Here is a 17,925-nt window from a genome sequence, read left to right on the forward strand (position 1 = left end):
GCCCGGCCTTGGGTCAGCCCCTGAAATTCCAAGCTTTTGCCTGTTTCTGACCGTCAGAACTACCTGTTTTTTTGTATTTAATTTTTACCTTTGGACCGCTAAAAAAGCCTCAGAAAATTACTGTCACCAAATACTAAAAACTGAACAATAGAATATGAGCGGATCTAAAATCACCATTGAAAATGGAAAACTAAACGTACCTAACGATCCCGTCCTGCCTTTCATTGAAGGCGATGGCATTGGTCCTGATATCTGGGCGGCTTCTGAGCGCGTACTTGATGCAGCTGTTGAGAAAGCCTACGGAGGGGAACGCAAAATCCACTGGAAGGAAGTGTTGGCTGGTCAGAAAGCATTTGACCAAACTGGCGAATGGCTGCCTGAGGAAACGCTTGAGGCCATCAAAGAATACCTCGTGGCTATCAAAGGCCCGCTGACGACCCCGGTAGGTGGTGGTATCCGCTCCCTGAACGTTGCTTTGCGGCAGAAGCTGGACCTGTTTGCCTGTGTACGCCCGGTACGTTGGTTCACTGGCGTGCCTTCTCCGGTAAAGAACCCCGGTGCAATTGACATGGTCATCTTCCGGGAAAATACAGAGGATATCTACGCGGGTATTGAATACCTCAACGGTACTCCTGAAGCAGAGAAAGTGAAGAAATTCCTCATGGAAGAGATGGGCGTGACTCAGATTCGATTCCCGGATTCTGTTTCATTAGGTATCAAGCCGGTTTCGGTGGAAGGTACAGAACGCCTGGTCCGTGCCGCAATTGACTACGCACTGGATCAGAAGCAGCCTTCTGTGACCCTCGTTCACAAAGGAAACATCATGAAGTTTACCGAAGGTAAATTCAAGGACTGGGGCTACGAAATGGCAGAGCGGGAGTACGGCGACAAGGTCTTCACATGGGCGCAGTACGATCGCATCGTGGCGGAGCAAGGCAAGGAAGCAGCCAACAAGGCTCAAAAGGAAGCCCTCGACAAAGGCGCACTGCTTATCAAGGATTCCATCGCAGATGCCTTCCTGCAGCAAATCCTGACCCGCCCGGCGGAATACTCAGTTATTGCAACACTTAATCTCAATGGAGACTACGTTTCTGATGCCCTTGCTGCACAAGTTGGTGGTATCGGGATTGCGCCAGGTGCGAATATCAATTATACTACGGGCCGTGCGATCTTCGAGGCGACCCACGGTACTGCACCAAAGTACGCTGGCCTGGACAAAGTCAACCCAAGCTCTGTTATCCTTTCCGGTGAAATGATGCTGCGCTACATGGGCTGGAACGAAGCGGCTGACCTCGTTGTGAAAGGCGTTGAAGGCGCCATCGCAGGCAAGCGCGTAACTTATGACTTTGAGCGTTTGATGGAAGGGGCGACCCTGCTGAAGTGCTCTGAGTTTGGTACAGAGATTATTGAGAATATGTAATTTGAATAAGGCCTCGCCTGATGCAGGCAGCTGAAAACAGATAACGGTGGTGCTTTTCGAAAGAAAGGTGCCGCCGTTTTTTATTGCCCGCTCAGACCGCCCCCGATGACTATCTGTGGTAAAACCGCAACCTAACGTATGTCTGTGTTTTTTCTCATGCTGAGCGAACATTCCTGATACGGAGGCTGGTGATGATTGCAGGGGTGTGACCTGACAGGCAGCCCCGGAGTATCGTCGTCTCAGGTTAGCCGAAACTAAAAAAGCGCTACCCCGGAGTTTCTCCGGAGCAGCGCTTTTTTTATTCCTGTCAGAATAATGCGCTTAGCGCACTACGTTGAACTTCATGGTCTTTGTACCCTGCTCTGTGCTCAGGCGTACCAGGTAAGTACCTGCCGCCAGTTTGCTGGTAGGGATTTGTACGGTTTCGTTAGTCAGGCCATCTTCGTACTCAAAGAGGTTGATAACGCGGCCATCGAGGTCAGCAACGACCAGCATAGCCGGTGAGTTGCCATCGAGGTCGAAGCGTACATTCAGCTGATCGTTTACAGCGACCGGGTTCGGGAAAATATTCATTGAAGCTTCTGGCAGTGCGATGTCATCACTAGTCGTAGCCAGGGCAATACGCATCCGTACTACAGAAGTTGTTTCGGGACCAAAGCCACCGAGGAACCACTCAGAAGTACGCACGACGGTTGCGATCTGGAAGTACATGAAGTCATCGTTGGTACCAGAGAATACATCCGTAGACTGATCTGCCCATTCAGACACCACGATGTAGCGTGCGCCTGGCTCAAGAGGAATGGGGTTGCCATCGAGGTCAGTGAGTGGAGCTGAGATGAGTTCACCTTCTTCGTCATCCGCAAAAGTGTGGAAGCCAAAGCCGATTTCCAGAAGGTCTTCAGTTTCGATACTTGAATCGAAGTTGTCGAAGTTAGCATCTACGTTATCCGCAACTTTGTAGAGGAAGATGGTTGTGTTTTCTCCGCCCATGGGCCCATCAGCAGCATTCTTTGTACCGCCGAAGAAAACCTCGCTGGTCACAAACTGCTCAGTAGCGATAGTGCTCATCTGGTAAAGGTTACCCATTTGGTAGTCGGCCTGATTACCAGGACGGGTGCCGCTTTCCAATGCAGGCTCTTTAGCGAAAAGGTTAGAAGAGACCCGGAAGTTGTCCTGCTTGCTGTTGTTCAGCGGGTTAAAGTCTTCTGTATCCTGGGCATATACATCGTACCGTACCACGTATTCACCAAGTGTTAGGTCTTCTGGTACGAAAGGGTTTGGCAGTTGAATAGTAGAATCCCGGTAAAAAGGAGGGAATTCTGCAATTACCAGGCTGTCTTCCCACACCAGTTCTGTTTGCGTATCTGTAACGCGTTCCAGGATACTGGCTTTCACAACCATATTGTTAACGATCTCTTTACCAAAGTTGGTAATGTCCACTTCGAAACCAAAGGTGTCTGTTGCGATTTGAGAAATTGGCGTGGAGAAGCTGGCAGGTGGGTAGAAAAAGTCGCCCATTTCCAGCTCCTGGTCCATTGGAGTGATCACCTGAATGTCATCAATCAGCCAGTAGTAATAACGGCCGTTCCAGGTGAAACGGATTTGCACATGAGGCTGCCCTCCCGCTACTTCGCTGATATTTACGAGTTCAAGGTCGGTTGCTCCACTGCTGCCATTGCCGGTTACTTCCGGATTAATAGGAAAGTCTACCCAAGTGTTGCCGGTATCCACAGATACCTCCAGGATGGTAGACACGGCATTAGCATTGGCTCGTGCAGACTGATTGAACGCCAGGTACAAGGTGTCAAAGCCCACACAGCTGAAAGGTGGAGAAGTAAGGCTGCCAGAGTGTGTACCAGGGAATGGCCCCTGACCTACGCCAACGCCACCTCCATCGTACACGTCAGAATTGTACATGGCTACACCATTGGATACGGTAGGGGACTGAATGGTGCCTCCTGCGCCCCAAAACAAGGCATCGAGTACTTCGCCATCCACAATTGCCGATTCAGCTGTGCCGTCAGCAGACCATTGCCAGATTGCACCTTCAGGGTTGCCCGGGCTGATGGTCCAGGTATCGGGAATGCCGCCATCAAAATCTTCCTGGAATAGGGTGTCAGTCTGTGCTGTGCCACTAATAGCTAGTAGGCATAGCGCCAGCAAAGGGAGTAGTGATTTTTTCATAAATAGTTGATCGATTAATATTGAATTGAAATGATTCGTTCTTGAATTTGTTGGTGGGGTCTTGGAGGATTTAGTCTCCTGACATCGCTGGTTTACGCTGCGATTATATAAGAAAGACGATACCAAAAGGCATAAAGTTGCTAAACTGCTCCGGAACATGAAGGATTGTCATCCGGAAGCACTTTTTTGTTTTTTTGGCTGTAAAATTAGGATAATTAGCCCCAGGGTCAGGTGCATCTGTCTTGTCCGGGGCAAAATAGCTATGCAGAAAAGGAAGTTCCGCAGCCGCAGGTATCCGTAGCATTAGGATTATTAAAGGAGAACCCTCTGTTGTTGAGCCCTTCTTCCCAGTCGATCTCCATCCCAAGCAGATAAATTCCGTGTGCTTTTTCCATAAGGATCTTAATACCGGCAACTTCGTACACCTGATCATTCTCTTTGGGGAGGTCAAAGCCAAGTTTATAGGAAAAGCCTGAGCAGCCTCCACCTTTAACGCCTACGCGCAGCCCATGGTCATCAGAAATGTTCTGATCTTTTTTGATTTGATTCAGCGCTTTGATAGCACCTTCAGTCAGTGCAATGGGAGCCTGTTCTACTTTAACATCGCTCATATCCGGATAAGCTGTTTTTAAGTTTATGGTTAATCTGCATAACAAATCTAAGTGCTATGCGATAATTTACCAAACGTAACAACCTGCTGCCGGGTTTGGTTTGAAAACAATTTTGCCTTAATTTTTCCAGGCATCACGGGAGAGTTTCCTGGCCACCAGGATAATTCTGTGCGTTTTTTCGATTAAGGTCCTTAGTTTTGCAGCCCAACCGCTCAGCCTGCGTAATCAAAATGGCAGTCAGGCGGTGACTATTCCGGACACTCAATACAAAACGAACCTATGGAAATCCTTCTGGAGATCATCAAACTTACCATACCCGGACTGCTGACGTTTCTGGCAGCCTATTTTGTGCTAAAGACCTACATGGAAAATCAGCAAAAGCTCCAGCACCTTAAAATGCAGCAGGAGCAGCAAAAGTCCTCCCTGCCACTGCGCTTGCAGGCCTATGAGCGTTTATCCCTGTTTTGTGAGCGGATTTCCCTGCCCAACTTGCTGCTGAGAGTCCGTAAACCGGGCATGTCCAATGGTGAGCTTCGGGTGTCATTGTTGCTGGCGGTCCAGCAGGAGTACGAGCACAATATTACCCAGCAGGTTTACGTCTCCTCCCAACTTTGGGAAATCATCAAGCTGGCCCGGGATGAATCGGTCAATGCCATCTCCATTATAGCGGAGAAAGCAAATGCCAAATCCGATGCAAAAGAACTGACAGGGATGCTGCTGAATTATGTCAATCAGCAGGAAGTTATGGCCGTTGAAAAAGCCCTGCTTGCCATTAAAAGAGAGGCGGCTACCCGATTATAATGCCGGTTTTGTTTAAGCTATAACCCTTTGGTATTCAACAAAACAGAAAAAACACCAAATCATCCGGCAGGAATTTTTATTTCTGAAGAATTGATCATATATTGATTGTAGTTTTAGAAAATAGATCATCCTTTAGCTTCCTTGCATTAGCTATAAACAAACAAAAACACCGGGAGCCTCATTGATGAATCCATTTTTCGTATTTCACAGATTTTTTTTACAAATGCCTCAGCTGCCATAATTTAATTCAGCAATTATGGATGCATCTAACCAAACTCAACTGTTGCTTTGTGCACTCAGGCACTTTGGAATTGCCGTGGAGCAGCGCAAAGAACAGGAATTCCTGTTGCCCGGGGAGGTTCAAATTACAATTGAACCTGATGGTGCCTTTTACCTTCACCGGAATGGTCAGGCTCTGGGCCGGTTCTCTGATGTGGTCCGCCTGTGCACTACTTTGCAGGAGAAAGCCATGCTTGAAAATCAATAAGTTCTCTCGCTTCTACAATGGATAAAGTGCTCTGCGCAACTGAGCAGGTATTCCTGCGTAGACGAGCAGCAGAAACTCTTCAGCCGTAATATCTGCCGCATTTGCAAAACCTGACCTCAGGTCGGTGATCGTATACGTGGCATCATACAACCGGATTACCCGATGTGCAGACTCTGGGTCCTGAAGCCCGTCTAAGGTTACCCGTATTGGGATCGGAGTACGGTTGGCGGTATAGAACAGGTGAATGCCTGACTCTCCTTCGAGTAAAGCCCGCAGCCCATAACCCTCAATTTCGATCTCATTGTCATCGTTGCGGGTGGGGGAGAGGTCCAGCAATTGCAGCAGCTTATCATAAAGGTTGATTAAGAAACCGACCTCAGTTTGGCCCATACCGATAATACAGGACTGTACATGCAGGCGGAGCTTGCCGGGAGGCTTGATGAGTACTGCCCGTTGTTGCAGTTGTAGTATGGCAACGGTCAGAAAGTGGTTGAGAAACTCAGTGCGCAGGCTGTCAAATTGCACATTGGCATACTGGTAAGCATCACTGATCTCGCGTATGCCTTCCTGCTGAAAGAGCTTATCCTTAAAGTTTTCCCGTATACCTTTGGTCGACCAGTCGCTCCGGGGTACCATATTCACAGCTTTCAGGCGTAGTGGGATTGCTGGCCCGATTTTGTAATAACGGTCCCGGAAGGCCAGGCTGATGTTGTTGATGGACTCCTTGGCTTCAACCACTTTCGATTTAAAGTGGTGGTATTCCCAGTCGAGCTGCCCGGCCGATTGCCCGTCGATATAAACAATCGGGCCATCTTCCTGATTGGCGGATTCGTAGGCTTCCAGTTCTTCCAGCATCAGGTCGAGGGTGCTAATAAGCCGGCGGTAGAAGCCTCTGCCTTTGGTTTCCTCAGGCAGTTCCGGCATCCATTCTTCCTCCAGCGGCTCAACAAATTCAAGTGGGGTAATCTTTGGGTGGAGCTGCCCGTCTTTCAGGATGATATCCATCAGGATGGGGTGGTCAGAATGGGTGTTGATCAGCTGTTCAGCGGAAAGTGCCGTGAGATCGCGTTCAATTTGCCGTTTTAGCGCCCGTCCGCCCATCCGAGGGTCGAAGCCCCGCCTGGACACCCATTCCAGAGCATTCTGACTGATATTTAGGATGGTGGCCCTACGGACAAAGCCATCGCGTTTGAGGAGTTCTTTGATCTGAATGCGGGCGATGCCCAGGATGTGTTCCGGCCTTAGCGGGTTAAAAACGATGGTATGGTCAATACGGTTGATGAACTCTGGCCGGAATTGTTGCTCCATGGCCCGGCGGTAAGTGTGTGCCTGAGACTGCTCTGAATAGGTGAAACCAAGTTGAGTGCCCGCTTCCCGCGCTCCGACGTTGGAGGTCATGATGATAATGGTATTCGTAAAATCAATGGTCCGTCCGAGGCTATCAGTCAGGCGCCCGTCATCGAGCAGCTGAAGCAACAAGTCAAGAACCAGAGGGTGGGCTTTTTCAATTTCGTCAAGCAGTACAATACTAAAAGGCCGGTATCGCACTGCACCGGTAAGCTGCCCCTCCGGATTGTAATAGTCCCCGATAAGCCTTTGCAGGCTGTTGCTGTCGATGTATTCATTCATATCGAAGCGCAGCAACTGCTTTTCATGCCCCATTAAATAGTGGCAAAGTACTTTGGCTGCCTGTGTTTTGCCCACGCCCGTCGGGCCAATAAAGAGAAAAGAGGACAAGGGGCGGCCCGGGTGGTTAAGTTTGGCTTTGACCAGGTGTACTACATCAGACAGTGCACGGACGGCCTCCGGCTGCCCCACCAGCTGCTGCCCCAGTACTTCCTGAATGGCTTCCGCTTCAAGAGGCTCGGCAGCATCAAAAATATGCTCCTGCAGGCCGCTGAAGTTGCGGAATTCCTCCCTTACCTCCGGCGCATCCACAATGCCGTACCGGTGCTTCACGGCCAGCTGTTCCAAGAGCCTGATGACACTCCCGGGCAGGGGCTTATTGCGCAGGTAATTGCGCTGAATGGTAAGCAACTGCTCAATGGCCTGAATCTTAATTTGGTTGTCATTATTACGCTCCAGTTGCCGCCGTTTTTCAATAATGATCTGAACAGCCTTTTCCAGGCCGGGCTCCTCTATGCGCACAACCCGGAACAGATTGCTGAAACGCCGCCCTTTTTCCTGTAGGGTTTTCCATTCTTCAGGCGTTGCGATGAGTATGAGGTGCAGCTGACGTTTTTCAAGGTAGGGGCGCAGTACGTCGCTCAGCGTCATATCGTTTTGTGCGGATTTGCCGATACGGAGCAGTGCAATAGGGTTGTCGACCAGCATTTTGTCACTATCGCCCTTCTTTTCGGAAGGGCGCATGATAAACTCAATGATGGCTTCAAGGCGCTTTTGCCACATGCCCACAATACTCATGCCCGCAATAAGCCGGGTGGGGTCGATATGCCAAAGGCGTTGGTGCCGGCTCTTTACCTTTTCATAGTAGCCCGATTCGTACCGCCAAACGGCTTCCTGTACGATAGTATGCTTGCCAACCCCATTGGGCCCTACAATTGCGATGGGCGTTTGTGCCGGCTGATACATAAGTTGGTACAGCTGTTGTACCCGCTCTTCCTGATGATAGGCCCGGTTGAGCTCAGCCGGATAAAGGGCGTTGATGTCCTGACCTGTTTTTTCGGCTTCCACAGCACCGTCGAAGGATGTGTCGTCCAGCAGACTGCTGAGGAACCAGTTGTTGGCTGGCGCATCAAAGGAAAAAGGCTTAGCAGCGATATTGACCGTTACATCGACCTCCGTCAGGAAATCTTTATCTCCGCAAAAGTAGTCCTGAGGAGAAAAACTTTCCTGCTCCTCCTTTTTTATCTGTTTCAAAAGCTTCCGGATCACCCTGCGGCAGGCTTGTTCAAAATCGGTATGGGATTTGGCATCAGAGATGTACATGTAGTTATTCAGAGTAGGCAGGACGACAAAGTTCATCTTCTGTAAGGTGAAAACAGCCACCGGGTACCGCCCGGCAATAAACTGCCGGTCAATCGTGAGTTCATACCGGAACTGAAAATAACGAACCTCAGGGCGGAACATCATCCACAGCAATTGAAGCGCATTCTCCCGGTCGAGGCTGAATCCTTTGAACAGATTCTTGATTTCCTTCTGATATTGCACAACGGCGTGCTCATACCTGCGGTGCGCAGTCAGGGGGTAATCCAGGAATAAAGGGCGCAGGCTGTAGTGGCGCTTCCCGTTTAGTTCGAGATCGCTGACCAGAGTAGGGACTTGCAGCTTGACGTGGGCCATGTAGGATTGGTGTGGTGTTGCCGGGCAAGATAAGTTTTTTGTGGAAATGACAAGCACTTGGCAAAAGGGCAACTTGGTTGACGAACTTTATTTTTATCCACAAACATAAAAACAGGTGCTCTGTTAGTGTGTGTGAATGATGATAAATCTCCAACCTTTAAAAAGCAATCCATGAAGAAGTTGTACATGGTAAGCCTTGCAATGCTATTGGCATGCCTGAGCTTTGCCCAAACTGCTAACGTTCAGATTATCCACAACTCGCCTACGCCGGGGACCAACTCCGGCCCTACTGTCGACATTTATGTCAATGATGCGCTATTACCGGAACTGACAGGTGTGCCTTACCGGGCTGCAACCGCGTTCCTCCAAGTACCGGCTGGTGCAGATATCGAGGTAGATATCGCGGTCTCGCCCAGTAATTCCGCTGATGATGCCATTGCTACGTTCCCGCTGGGAGCGCTGGAAGACGGGGTCAACTACACGGTTATTGCCACCGGCGTGGTCGGCGATATGGATACGCCCTTCGACCTGGCCGTCAATGCCAATGCCAGAACAGAAGCCGAAATGATGGGCATGGTAGACCTTAATGTTTATCATGGTTCCACCAATGCACCTGCTGTAGACGTGGATGCCCGGACTGTCGGCACACTTATCCCCGGTCTGGAGTATGGTAATTTTACGGACTACTTGTCTGTGGAACCGCAGACTTACTACCTGGATGTCCGTGCTGCCGGCAATCCGGATATCGTGGCAACCTTTGAAGCGGATCTGAGCACCCTCGGCGGAGGCGCTGCCACTGTTTTTGCTTCCGGTTTACTGGGGGCCACGCCTGAATTTGGCCTGTTCGCTGCCCTGCCTGATGGTACGGTGATTGAATTGCCATCAACAGAGGTTGCCCGCGTACAGTTCATCCATAACGCAGACAATCCAACAGTAGACATTTATGTAAACGGAGGTCTTTTCCTCCCCGGTTTTGAGTATCGTACTGCTACAGCATTCGACTTCGTTCCGGCTGGTGTTGCTCTGGATATTGCAGTAGTACCGGCTGGCGGTGATCCAACTACCGATAATGTTTACACAGGTGGTCCTGTAACGCTGGTTAACGGGGACACTTATGTGATTTCTGCTTTAGGGGACGTAACTGGTGGAACAGTTCCCTTCTCCTTGGCTGTGAATGCCACTGCCCGCGAAGCTGCAATGGATGAAGATAATATTGATATCTCAGTGTTGCATGGTTCCTATGATGCGCCAGGCGTAGATGTTGACGCACGTTTGATCGGTAACCTCATCGAAAACCTGTCATACGGAAACTATTCTGCTGATTATATTTCAGTGGGAGAAGACGTATACTACCTGGATATCCGAGCAACAGGCGATCCCAATATCGTTGGTACTTTCCAGGCTGATCTGAACGGATTGGGTGGAAATGCCATTACTGTATTTGCTTCTGGCTCACTCTTCGCAGGTACATTCGGATTGTTTGCAGCATTAGCTGACGGTAATGTGGTTGAATTGCCGCTCACACCTGTTGCCCGCCTGCAGGTGATCCACAACTCCCCAAGCCCTACTGTCGATGTTTATGCGAATGGTGGGCTGCTGCTGGATGACTTTGCGTTCCGGACAGCGTCTGAATTCATCTTTGTAGATGCCGGTGTGGAAATCAATATTGGTGTAGCGCTGGACAACAGCACCTCAGTAGCCGATACCCTGGTGAACTTCCCTGTGACTTTTGAGAATGGTAAGACCTACGTCGTTGCTGCCGATGGTATTGTCGGGGATACCGATTTCCCTTTCACTCTGCATGTGAATGATATGGGGCAGGAAGCCGCCAGTGATGCGGAGTCTGTAGCCTTTGCTGCCCTGCACGGCTCGCCGGGTGCACCGAATGTGGATGTGGATATCCGCACGGTAGGTACGATTATTGAAGATTTACCCTATGGTTCCTACACCGATTACCTGGAAGCTGAGCCCGGTTTGTACTACCTGGATGTGCGCGCCGCCGGCAGTCCGGATATTGTAGCGACTTTCGAAGCCGACCTGAGTGGGTTGGGCGGAGGTGCTGCAACGGTTTTTGCTTCTGGTATTCTGGGTGGTGATCCTGCCTTTGGTTTGTTTGCTGCCCTGCCGGATGGTACGGTTGTGGAATTCCCGGCAACAGCCGTGGCACGTGTACAGATTATCCACAACTCACCGAGCCCAACAGTAGACATCTATGCGAATGGCGGCCTGCTGCTGGATGACTTTGGATTCCAAACGGCGACCCCATTTGAAACCCTGCCAGCCGAGACGATGATCAATATTGGTGTGGCGCTCAGCGACAGCGAGTCTGTGGAAGACACGTTGGTCAACTTCCCGGTCATGTTTGAGAACGGAGAAACCTATGTTGTCTTTGCCAATGGTATCGTTGGAGATGCAGACAATCCTTTCGGTCTTGCAGTCAGCGCCATGGGCCAGGAAGCAAGCACAGACCCTGAAAGCCTTCAGGTGATGGCCTTCCATGGTTCCCCCGGTGCACCAGCTGTGGATATTAATGATTCCGGTGATGCTCCTTTCATCACGGGACTGGCTTACGGAGAATTTACCGAAGGCTATCTTGATTTGCCCGGTATTCAGTACTTCCTCGAAGTACGCCCGGCAGGTGCGGATGACCTGGTCGGTACTTTCATTCAGAACCTGACTGGTACAGAAGGGCTCGCTGCCGTGGTTTTTGCCTCAGGTATTGTTGGTGGCGATCCAGGTTTCAATCTCCTGACGGTCCTGCCCGATGGAAGTGTCATTCCATTCACGCCAGCGGCTCGTGTGCAAATCATCCATAATTCACCGGCAGCAGCAGCTGCAAGTGTAGACCTCTGGGTGAACAACGCAGTGAAAATCGAGGAAGACCTGGACTTCCAAACAGCCACAAGCGCAACGACTTACTATCCGACCCGTACACCGCTTACGATTGGCGTGGCACCTGCAGACAGTGAAGAGCCTGGTGATATCTTGTTCAATGTAACGGAGCCTGTTGTGTTTGAAGACGGAAAGTTCAACATCATCATTGCCAACGGTATCCCCGGTGATGCAGACAATCCTTTTGAACTGGTACAAAACACAGAAGGGGTACTGTTTTCAGAAGACCCAGCTCAGGTGGATGTAACCGTATTCCATGGTTCACCTGGTGCACCGGCAGTAGATGTGACGGCACGTGACCTGGGGGCTGAGCTGGTTAGCGATTTGGCTTATGGAAATTTCTCCGGCGTACTGCCAATTGATCCGGAAACTTACTACCTGGAGATCACACCCGGAGACAGCGACGCTCTCGTTGCGACTTTCGAATCAGAAATTCCGGAAGGTCTTGCTGGCTTCGGCGTAACAGTAGTCGCTTCCGGCCTGCTGGGCGATGAGCCACCCTTCGATCTGATTGCTTTCTCCCCACTGGGAGACGCTGTGCGCTTTACGCCGGTAGCCCAGGTGCAGGTGATTCACAACTCAGCGGACCCCACCGTGGATGTTTATGCCAATGGCGATCTGCTACTTAATGATTTTGCGTACCGTACCGCAACGCCATTCGTGGACCTGCCAACCCGCACGGATATTGACCTGGCAGTAGCTGGTGAGAACAGCAATTCTGCGGATGATGCGATTGCAACATTTGAGGATATCCGCTTTAATGATGGTCAAAAGTATGTAGTCATGGCAACCGGCCTGGTTGGCAATGCTGATACCCCGTTTGATCTGGCGGTATTCGATATGGCACAGACTGCGGCGGCTGATGAAGGCGTGGACCTGCTGCTATACCACGGTGCTACCGATGCGCCGGATGTTGATGTTACCGTTCAAAGCACTGGTGGCGTACTGTTTGACGATGTGGCCTACGGAGATTATCAAGGGTATGTGAACGTACCAGCTGCTTCTTACCAGCTGAATGTTACGCCTGCTGACGACAACAGTACCGCAGTGAAAGCCTATGAGGCAGACCTCACCGGGCTGGAAGGCGGCGCAGCAACAGTATTTGCGACTGGCTTCCTGGGTGAAGCCGATGGCCCAACAGCGTTTGGGGTATGGGTAGCCCTTCCGGACGGTACTACTTTCCCACTCGGCGAGCTGACAAGCACCCGGGAAGTAGATGCCGCCTTTGATGAGTTCCTGATTGCACCGAATCCTGTACGCACTCAGGCGACGGTTCAATTCAGCATCAATGAGCCACTACAGGTGACTGAAGAAATTCGCAGCCTTACCGGACAAGTGGTATATGCCAGCGATTTGGGCACACAGGTAGCGGGCCAGCACAACCGCACTGTAGAGGTGAGTGCACTGCCTGCTGGTATGTACACCTACAATCTGGTCACTCCACTGGGTACAATTACCCGCCGCCTGGTTGTGGTAAAATAGAAGGACAAGAGAATCTGAAGACTATTTTTTATAGTTGATTGGATTGCGCCCTGTCGGGAATAACGGCAGGGCGCATTTTTGTATACAAAACCGGGTTTTCTAGAAAAAATGTACCTTAAGGGGCATTTCAACGTATAGAATTAAATTGAAAATGCGCTATTTGTTTATCTTTAATGACTTTAACCAGTTAATTGCCGAATGGCGGAGGAAATAACGAATCCCACAACGCGAAATTATAAATTCCGGGAACTGAAGGTTTATGCTTCCACGGAGTGGCTGGCCGATAACAAAAAGAAGTATCGGCAGGTGTTCGACCGGTATGAGACCACCTACATTTACGCAGAGCTCTCCTTTCATAACAAGCTTTTTGATGTCAAAGACTGGGAAGTGGATGTAGAGCTTCGTTGCTACGCCATGAAGAAGAATTCCAAGCTGCTCTGTTCTCTGCCGTTCCGCCGTAAAGTGAGTAAGTACGACCACTTTATGTTTATACGCGAAGGGTGGGGGAATAAAACAGAAGGCGCGTTTTGGAAGAAAGGTACTTACTTTTGGGAAGCCTGGATTGAGGGAGAAAAAGTAGCCACCAAGTATTTTTATGTGGAAGAAGCCGGCCGGGAGGCTCTGCCCGGAGAAAATCCTTACCTGGAAGTACAGTCCCTGAAGTTGTACGAAGGGCCTTACGATGACGTCATTGAGGACGAGCGCCTTTACTACGAGACGTTCAGCAGTGAAGAGACCCGGTATATTTATGTAGAAATTGTGTTGCAGAACCTGTTCCGGGAAAAGTCCTGGCACTGTGAGTTATTCACGAAGTTTTATAACGACGCCCGTGAATTGAAAGGTCAGGTGGTCCGCCTTCAACGTATCGATAAGCGGGATGACCTGATACGGATTACCGCTGGCTGGGGCTCTAATGTCAAAGGTTCCTGGCGCCGCGACCGCTATACTGCCGAGCTGGTCTTCATGGATAAGCTCCTGGCTGTTATTCCGTTTGAAGTGGCAGAGGATTTCGAGGAGGGTACTTCCGGGGTACTCCTGCCCAACCGGCAGTCTTCCATACTCTTTGCGCCTGATGAGTCTCTGAATAAGACCTTCGAAGAGGTAATGAGCAACCTGACCAATCTGATCGGGTTAGAGGCTATTAAAAAACAGGTGAAAGACCATGCCCGGTATATTCAGTTTCTGCAACTGCGCAAGGAGCGTGGCTTTGAGGAAAAGGAACGGATTAATGTGCACTCCGTATTCATTGGCAACCCCGGTACCGGCAAGACAACCGTCGCTCAGATGATGGGGCTGCTCTACAAGAAAATGGGACTGTTGTCCAAGGGCCATGTACACGAAGTAGACCGGGTGGACCTGGTGGGAGAGTACATCGGGCAGACCGCTCCGAAAGTCAAGGAAGCAATTGAGAAGGCGCGCGGCGGGGTCCTTTTTATTGACGAGGCCTATGCACTTGCCCGTTCAAATGACGACAGCAAGGACTTCGGCCGGGAAGTGATTGAGATACTGGTGAAGGAAATGTCGGGCGAAGGCGGAAAGGACTTTGCTGTTATCGTGGCAGGCTATCCAAAGGAGATGAAGCACTTCCTGGATTCCAATCCGGGGTTGAAAAGCCGCTTTAAGCTTTATTTTGAATTCCCGGATTACCTGCCGCAGGAGCTGTCGCAGATTGCAAAAGTTGCGGCGGATAACAAAGGGGTTAAACTGCATCCTGCGGCCAAAGAGAAAATTGATGAGCTGATCATCAGTGCATTCCGGACACGCGACCGGTCCTTTGGTAATGCCCGCTTTGTCTATGACCTCATTGAGAAGTCCAAGATTAACCTGGGGCTGCGGGTCATGTCTAAAGAAGACCCCAAGACGTTGCCTGCGGAGGAACTGGCGTTGGTCGAATACGACGATGTCGCCAAAATAGAAGTCAAGCCCCGGATTCAGCTCCCCAATATCCCGGTGGACGAGCCTCTGCTCCGTGAATCGCTGGATGAGCTGCAGCGCCTGGTGGGCATGGACAACATTAAAGAACAGATCAATGAACTGGTCCGCCTCGTCCGTTTTTACCGGGAGACTAACCGCGATGTGCTGAACAGCTTCTTCCTGCATACCGTATTCATTGGTAATCCGGGAACGGGTAAGACGACGGTAGCCCGCATTCTGACTAAGATTTACAAAGCCCTCGGCGTACTGGAACGGGGTCACATGATTGAGACAGACCGGCAGGGGCTGGTGGCCGGGCACGTTGGGCAAACTGCTATCAAAACTGCTGAGCGTATTGATGAAGCCATGGGGGGCGTCTTGTTCATTGACGAAGCCTACGCCTTATCCATCAGCCGGGGCGGCAGCGATTTTGGGGATGAAGCCATTCAGACCTTGCTTAAGCGTATGGAGGACCACCGGGGGCGGTTCTTCGTATTTGTGGCCGGTTATCCGGACAATATGGAAGCCTTCCTGAAGGCCAATCCCGGGCTGAACTCCCGCTTCGATAAGATTCTCAAATTTGAAGACTACAATCCAAAAGAGTTGCACCGCATTGCACTGCAAATGCTGAGCGAAGAAAGTGTGGTGCCTTCACCGGAAGCCGAGGAGCACCTGAGGAGTTACCTGACCTTTCTCTACGACTACCGGGACAAATACTTTGGCAATGCCCGCACCGTGCGCAATGTAGTCAATGAGGCCATTAAGAACCACAATTTGCGTTTAGCTGCCCTTTCACCCGAAGTGCGGGCCAATACTCCGCCTAATCTCCTGACTTTCGAAGATGTGGAGCCTTTCAAACTTGATAAGAGCAGCTTTGTTTTCAATAAGAAGTCTATTGGTTTTAAGCGCGGGGAAGGATAGTCGCAATTTCAAAGCCATACTCATTTCTCCGGCGTTAGTATGCCATAAATAAGTTGCACTTTTATCGTGTACGTAATAATGATGGTGGTGGCCGGGGCCAGGGCTTCACTTTGAATTAACAATTATCTCCGATATTGCGACCATCCAAAAACGAAAAAACAAGTGATACATTCATGCTAAACCAACAAAATCCTACCCAAACCCAAGCCTGGAAAAAACTGGAAGCCCACTTTGAACAGGCCCGTGACATACAAATGAAGCAACTCTTCGCTGATGATCCGGACCGTTTCAACCGGTTTTCGATTCAGTTTGAAGATATTCTTGTGGACTTTTCTAAAAACCGGATCACGGACGAGACGCTGCAGTTGCTGCTGCAGTTAGCTGAAGAGTGCAAGCTGCATGATGCCATTGAGCAGATGTTTACCGGCGCACCGATCAATGAAACGGAGGACCGGTCCGTACTGCACATTGCCCTGCGCAACCGTACCAACCTGCCCATTATGGTAGACGGGAAGGACGTCATGCCTGAGGTCAATAAGGTACTGGGCCGTATGGAAACCTTCGCCAATCAGATGGTGAATGGAGAACGGCGGGGATTTACCGGCAAGCCGCTGCGCACGATTGTCAATATCGGCATCGGAGGATCCGACCTTGGTGCGGTGATGGTCACTGAAGCGCTGAAGCCCTACTGGAAGCCGGGTATGCAGGTACACTTTGTGTCCAACGTGGATGGCACCCACATGGCAGAGACCCTGAAGCAGTGCGATCCGGAGACGACACTCTTTATGATTGCCTCCAAGACTTTTACCACTCAGGAAACGATGACGAATGCCCGCACGGCGCGCTCGTGGTTCCTGGAAGCCGCAGGCAATGAAGAAGAAGTGGCAAAACACTTCGTAGCCATTTCCACGAATGCGGATGGCGTGACGGATTTTGGGATTGCGCCAGAGAACATGTTTGGTTTCTGGGACTGGGTAGGGGGCCGCTACAGCCTGACTTCTGCAATTGGGCTGCCCATAGCCTGTACTATTGGTTTTGATCATTTCCGGCAACTGCTGGAGGGGTTTCATGCTATGGACCTCCACTTTCGTGAAGCCGAGCTGGACAAAAATCTGCCAGTGCTGTTGGCGTTGATTGGGATTTGGTACAACAATTTTTTTGGAGCAGAGTCGGAAGCGATTTTACCATATGACCAGTACCTGCACCGCTTCCCGGCCTATTTCCAGCAAGGCAATATGGAAAGCAACGGTAAATACGTAGACCGGAGTGGTCAGCCGGTGAATTATCAAACCGGACCAATCATCTGGGGCGAGCCGGGCACCAATGGTCAACATGCGTTCTACCAGCTCATCCATCAGGGGACGAAGCTGATCCCCTGTGATTTTATTGCACCGGCTATTTCCCACAATCCTATCGGAGACCATCATGCCAAGCTCTTGTCTAACTTCTTTGCCCAAACGGAAGCGCTGATGATGGGCAAATCCGAAAGGGAGGTCAGGGCAGAGTTGGAAGCAGAGGGTAAGACCGCCTCAGAAATTGGGCAGCTGTTGCCATTCAAGGTTTTTGAAGGCAACCGCCCGACTAATTCTATCCTGCTCAAAAAATTGACGCCGCGTAGTTTGGGAAGTCTTATCGCGCTGTACGAGCATAAGATTTTCGCGCAAGGCATCATCTGGAATATTTTCAGCTTTGATCAGTGGGGCGTGGAGCTCGGCAAGCAGCTGGCCAAGAAAATCCTTCCTGAACTGGATGGGGCAGAGGATGTCAGCAGTCATGATGCCTCCACCAACGGGCTGATCAATGCCTGGAAAGAAATGCGCGAATAATCTGGAGTCGATTTATCCTTTTACGGTGCAGCATATGCTGGCGTGCTGAAACGGAATGACCTGTTGGTTTTTCAGCGCTAAGAC

The 17,925-nt window shown here is 50.5% G+C and carries 9 protein-coding genes; 6 read left to right on the forward strand and 3 right to left on the reverse strand.

Annotated elements, in window-relative coordinates:
* Nucleotides 1-154: 154 nt before the first annotated feature.
* Nucleotides 155-1,420 carry an NADP-dependent isocitrate dehydrogenase gene (gene icd, locus IX84_RS20245; RefSeq protein ID WP_044225024.1) on the forward strand — a complete coding sequence of 422 codons (1,266 nt, stop codon included), beginning with the start codon at nucleotides 155-157 and terminating at the stop codon, nucleotides 1,418-1,420.
* 321 nt (nucleotides 1,421-1,741) lie between these two features.
* On the opposite strand, the gene IX84_RS20250 is transcribed toward icd, so the two are convergent.
* Together IX84_RS20250 and IX84_RS20255 are read right to left on the reverse strand one after the other, a co-directional pair.
* Entirely contained in the window at nucleotides 1,742-3,604 is a 1,863-nt protein-coding gene (locus tag IX84_RS20250; protein WP_044225025.1) for a T9SS type A sorting domain-containing protein, read from the reverse strand.
* A gap of 260 nt (nucleotides 3,605-3,864) precedes the next feature.
* Complete coding sequence (locus IX84_RS20255) at nucleotides 3,865-4,215, reverse strand: HesB/IscA family protein (protein ID WP_044146864.1); 351 nt, start codon at nucleotides 4,213-4,215, stop codon at nucleotides 3,865-3,867.
* 279 nt (nucleotides 4,216-4,494) lie between these two features.
* Between IX84_RS20255 and IX84_RS20260 the strand changes: the two genes are divergently transcribed.
* Nucleotides 4,495-5,016, forward strand: coding sequence for a DUF7935 family protein (locus tag IX84_RS20260; RefSeq protein ID WP_052516239.1), 522 nt, complete (start codon nucleotides 4,495-4,497; stop codon nucleotides 5,014-5,016).
* 256 nt (nucleotides 5,017-5,272) lie between these two features.
* Entirely contained in the window at nucleotides 5,273-5,503 is a 231-nt protein-coding gene (locus tag IX84_RS20265) for a hypothetical protein (protein WP_044225027.1), read from the forward strand.
* Nucleotides 5,504-5,515: 12 nt separating this feature from the next.
* On the opposite strand, the gene IX84_RS20270 is transcribed toward IX84_RS20265, so the two are convergent.
* Nucleotides 5,516-8,806 carry an AAA family ATPase gene (locus tag IX84_RS20270; protein WP_044225029.1) on the reverse strand — a complete coding sequence of 1,097 codons (3,291 nt, stop codon included), beginning with the start codon at nucleotides 8,804-8,806 and terminating at the stop codon, nucleotides 5,516-5,518.
* A gap of 171 nt (nucleotides 8,807-8,977) precedes the next feature.
* On the opposite strand from IX84_RS20270, the gene IX84_RS20275 reads away from it, so the two are divergent.
* The 3 genes from IX84_RS20275 to pgi all read left to right on the forward strand — a co-directional run bounded on the left by IX84_RS20275 (nucleotide 8,978) and on the right by pgi (nucleotide 17,841).
* Nucleotides 8,978-13,180: a DUF4397 domain-containing protein gene (locus IX84_RS20275; protein ID WP_044225031.1), complete on the forward strand. Its 4,203-nt coding sequence runs from the start codon at nucleotides 8,978-8,980 to the stop codon at nucleotides 13,178-13,180.
* 198 nt (nucleotides 13,181-13,378) lie between these two features.
* Nucleotides 13,379-16,015, forward strand: coding sequence for an AAA family ATPase (locus tag IX84_RS20280; protein WP_044225034.1), 2,637 nt, complete (start codon nucleotides 13,379-13,381; stop codon nucleotides 16,013-16,015).
* A gap of 173 nt (nucleotides 16,016-16,188) precedes the next feature.
* Nucleotides 16,189-17,841: a glucose-6-phosphate isomerase gene (gene pgi / locus IX84_RS20285; protein ID WP_044225037.1), complete on the forward strand. Its 1,653-nt coding sequence runs from the start codon at nucleotides 16,189-16,191 to the stop codon at nucleotides 17,839-17,841.
* Nucleotides 17,842-17,925 lie beyond the last annotated feature (84 nt).

This window comes from Phaeodactylibacter xiamenensis (assembly GCF_000759025.1).
Taxonomy (GTDB): Bacteria; Bacteroidota; Bacteroidia; order Chitinophagales; family Saprospiraceae; genus Phaeodactylibacter; species Phaeodactylibacter xiamenensis.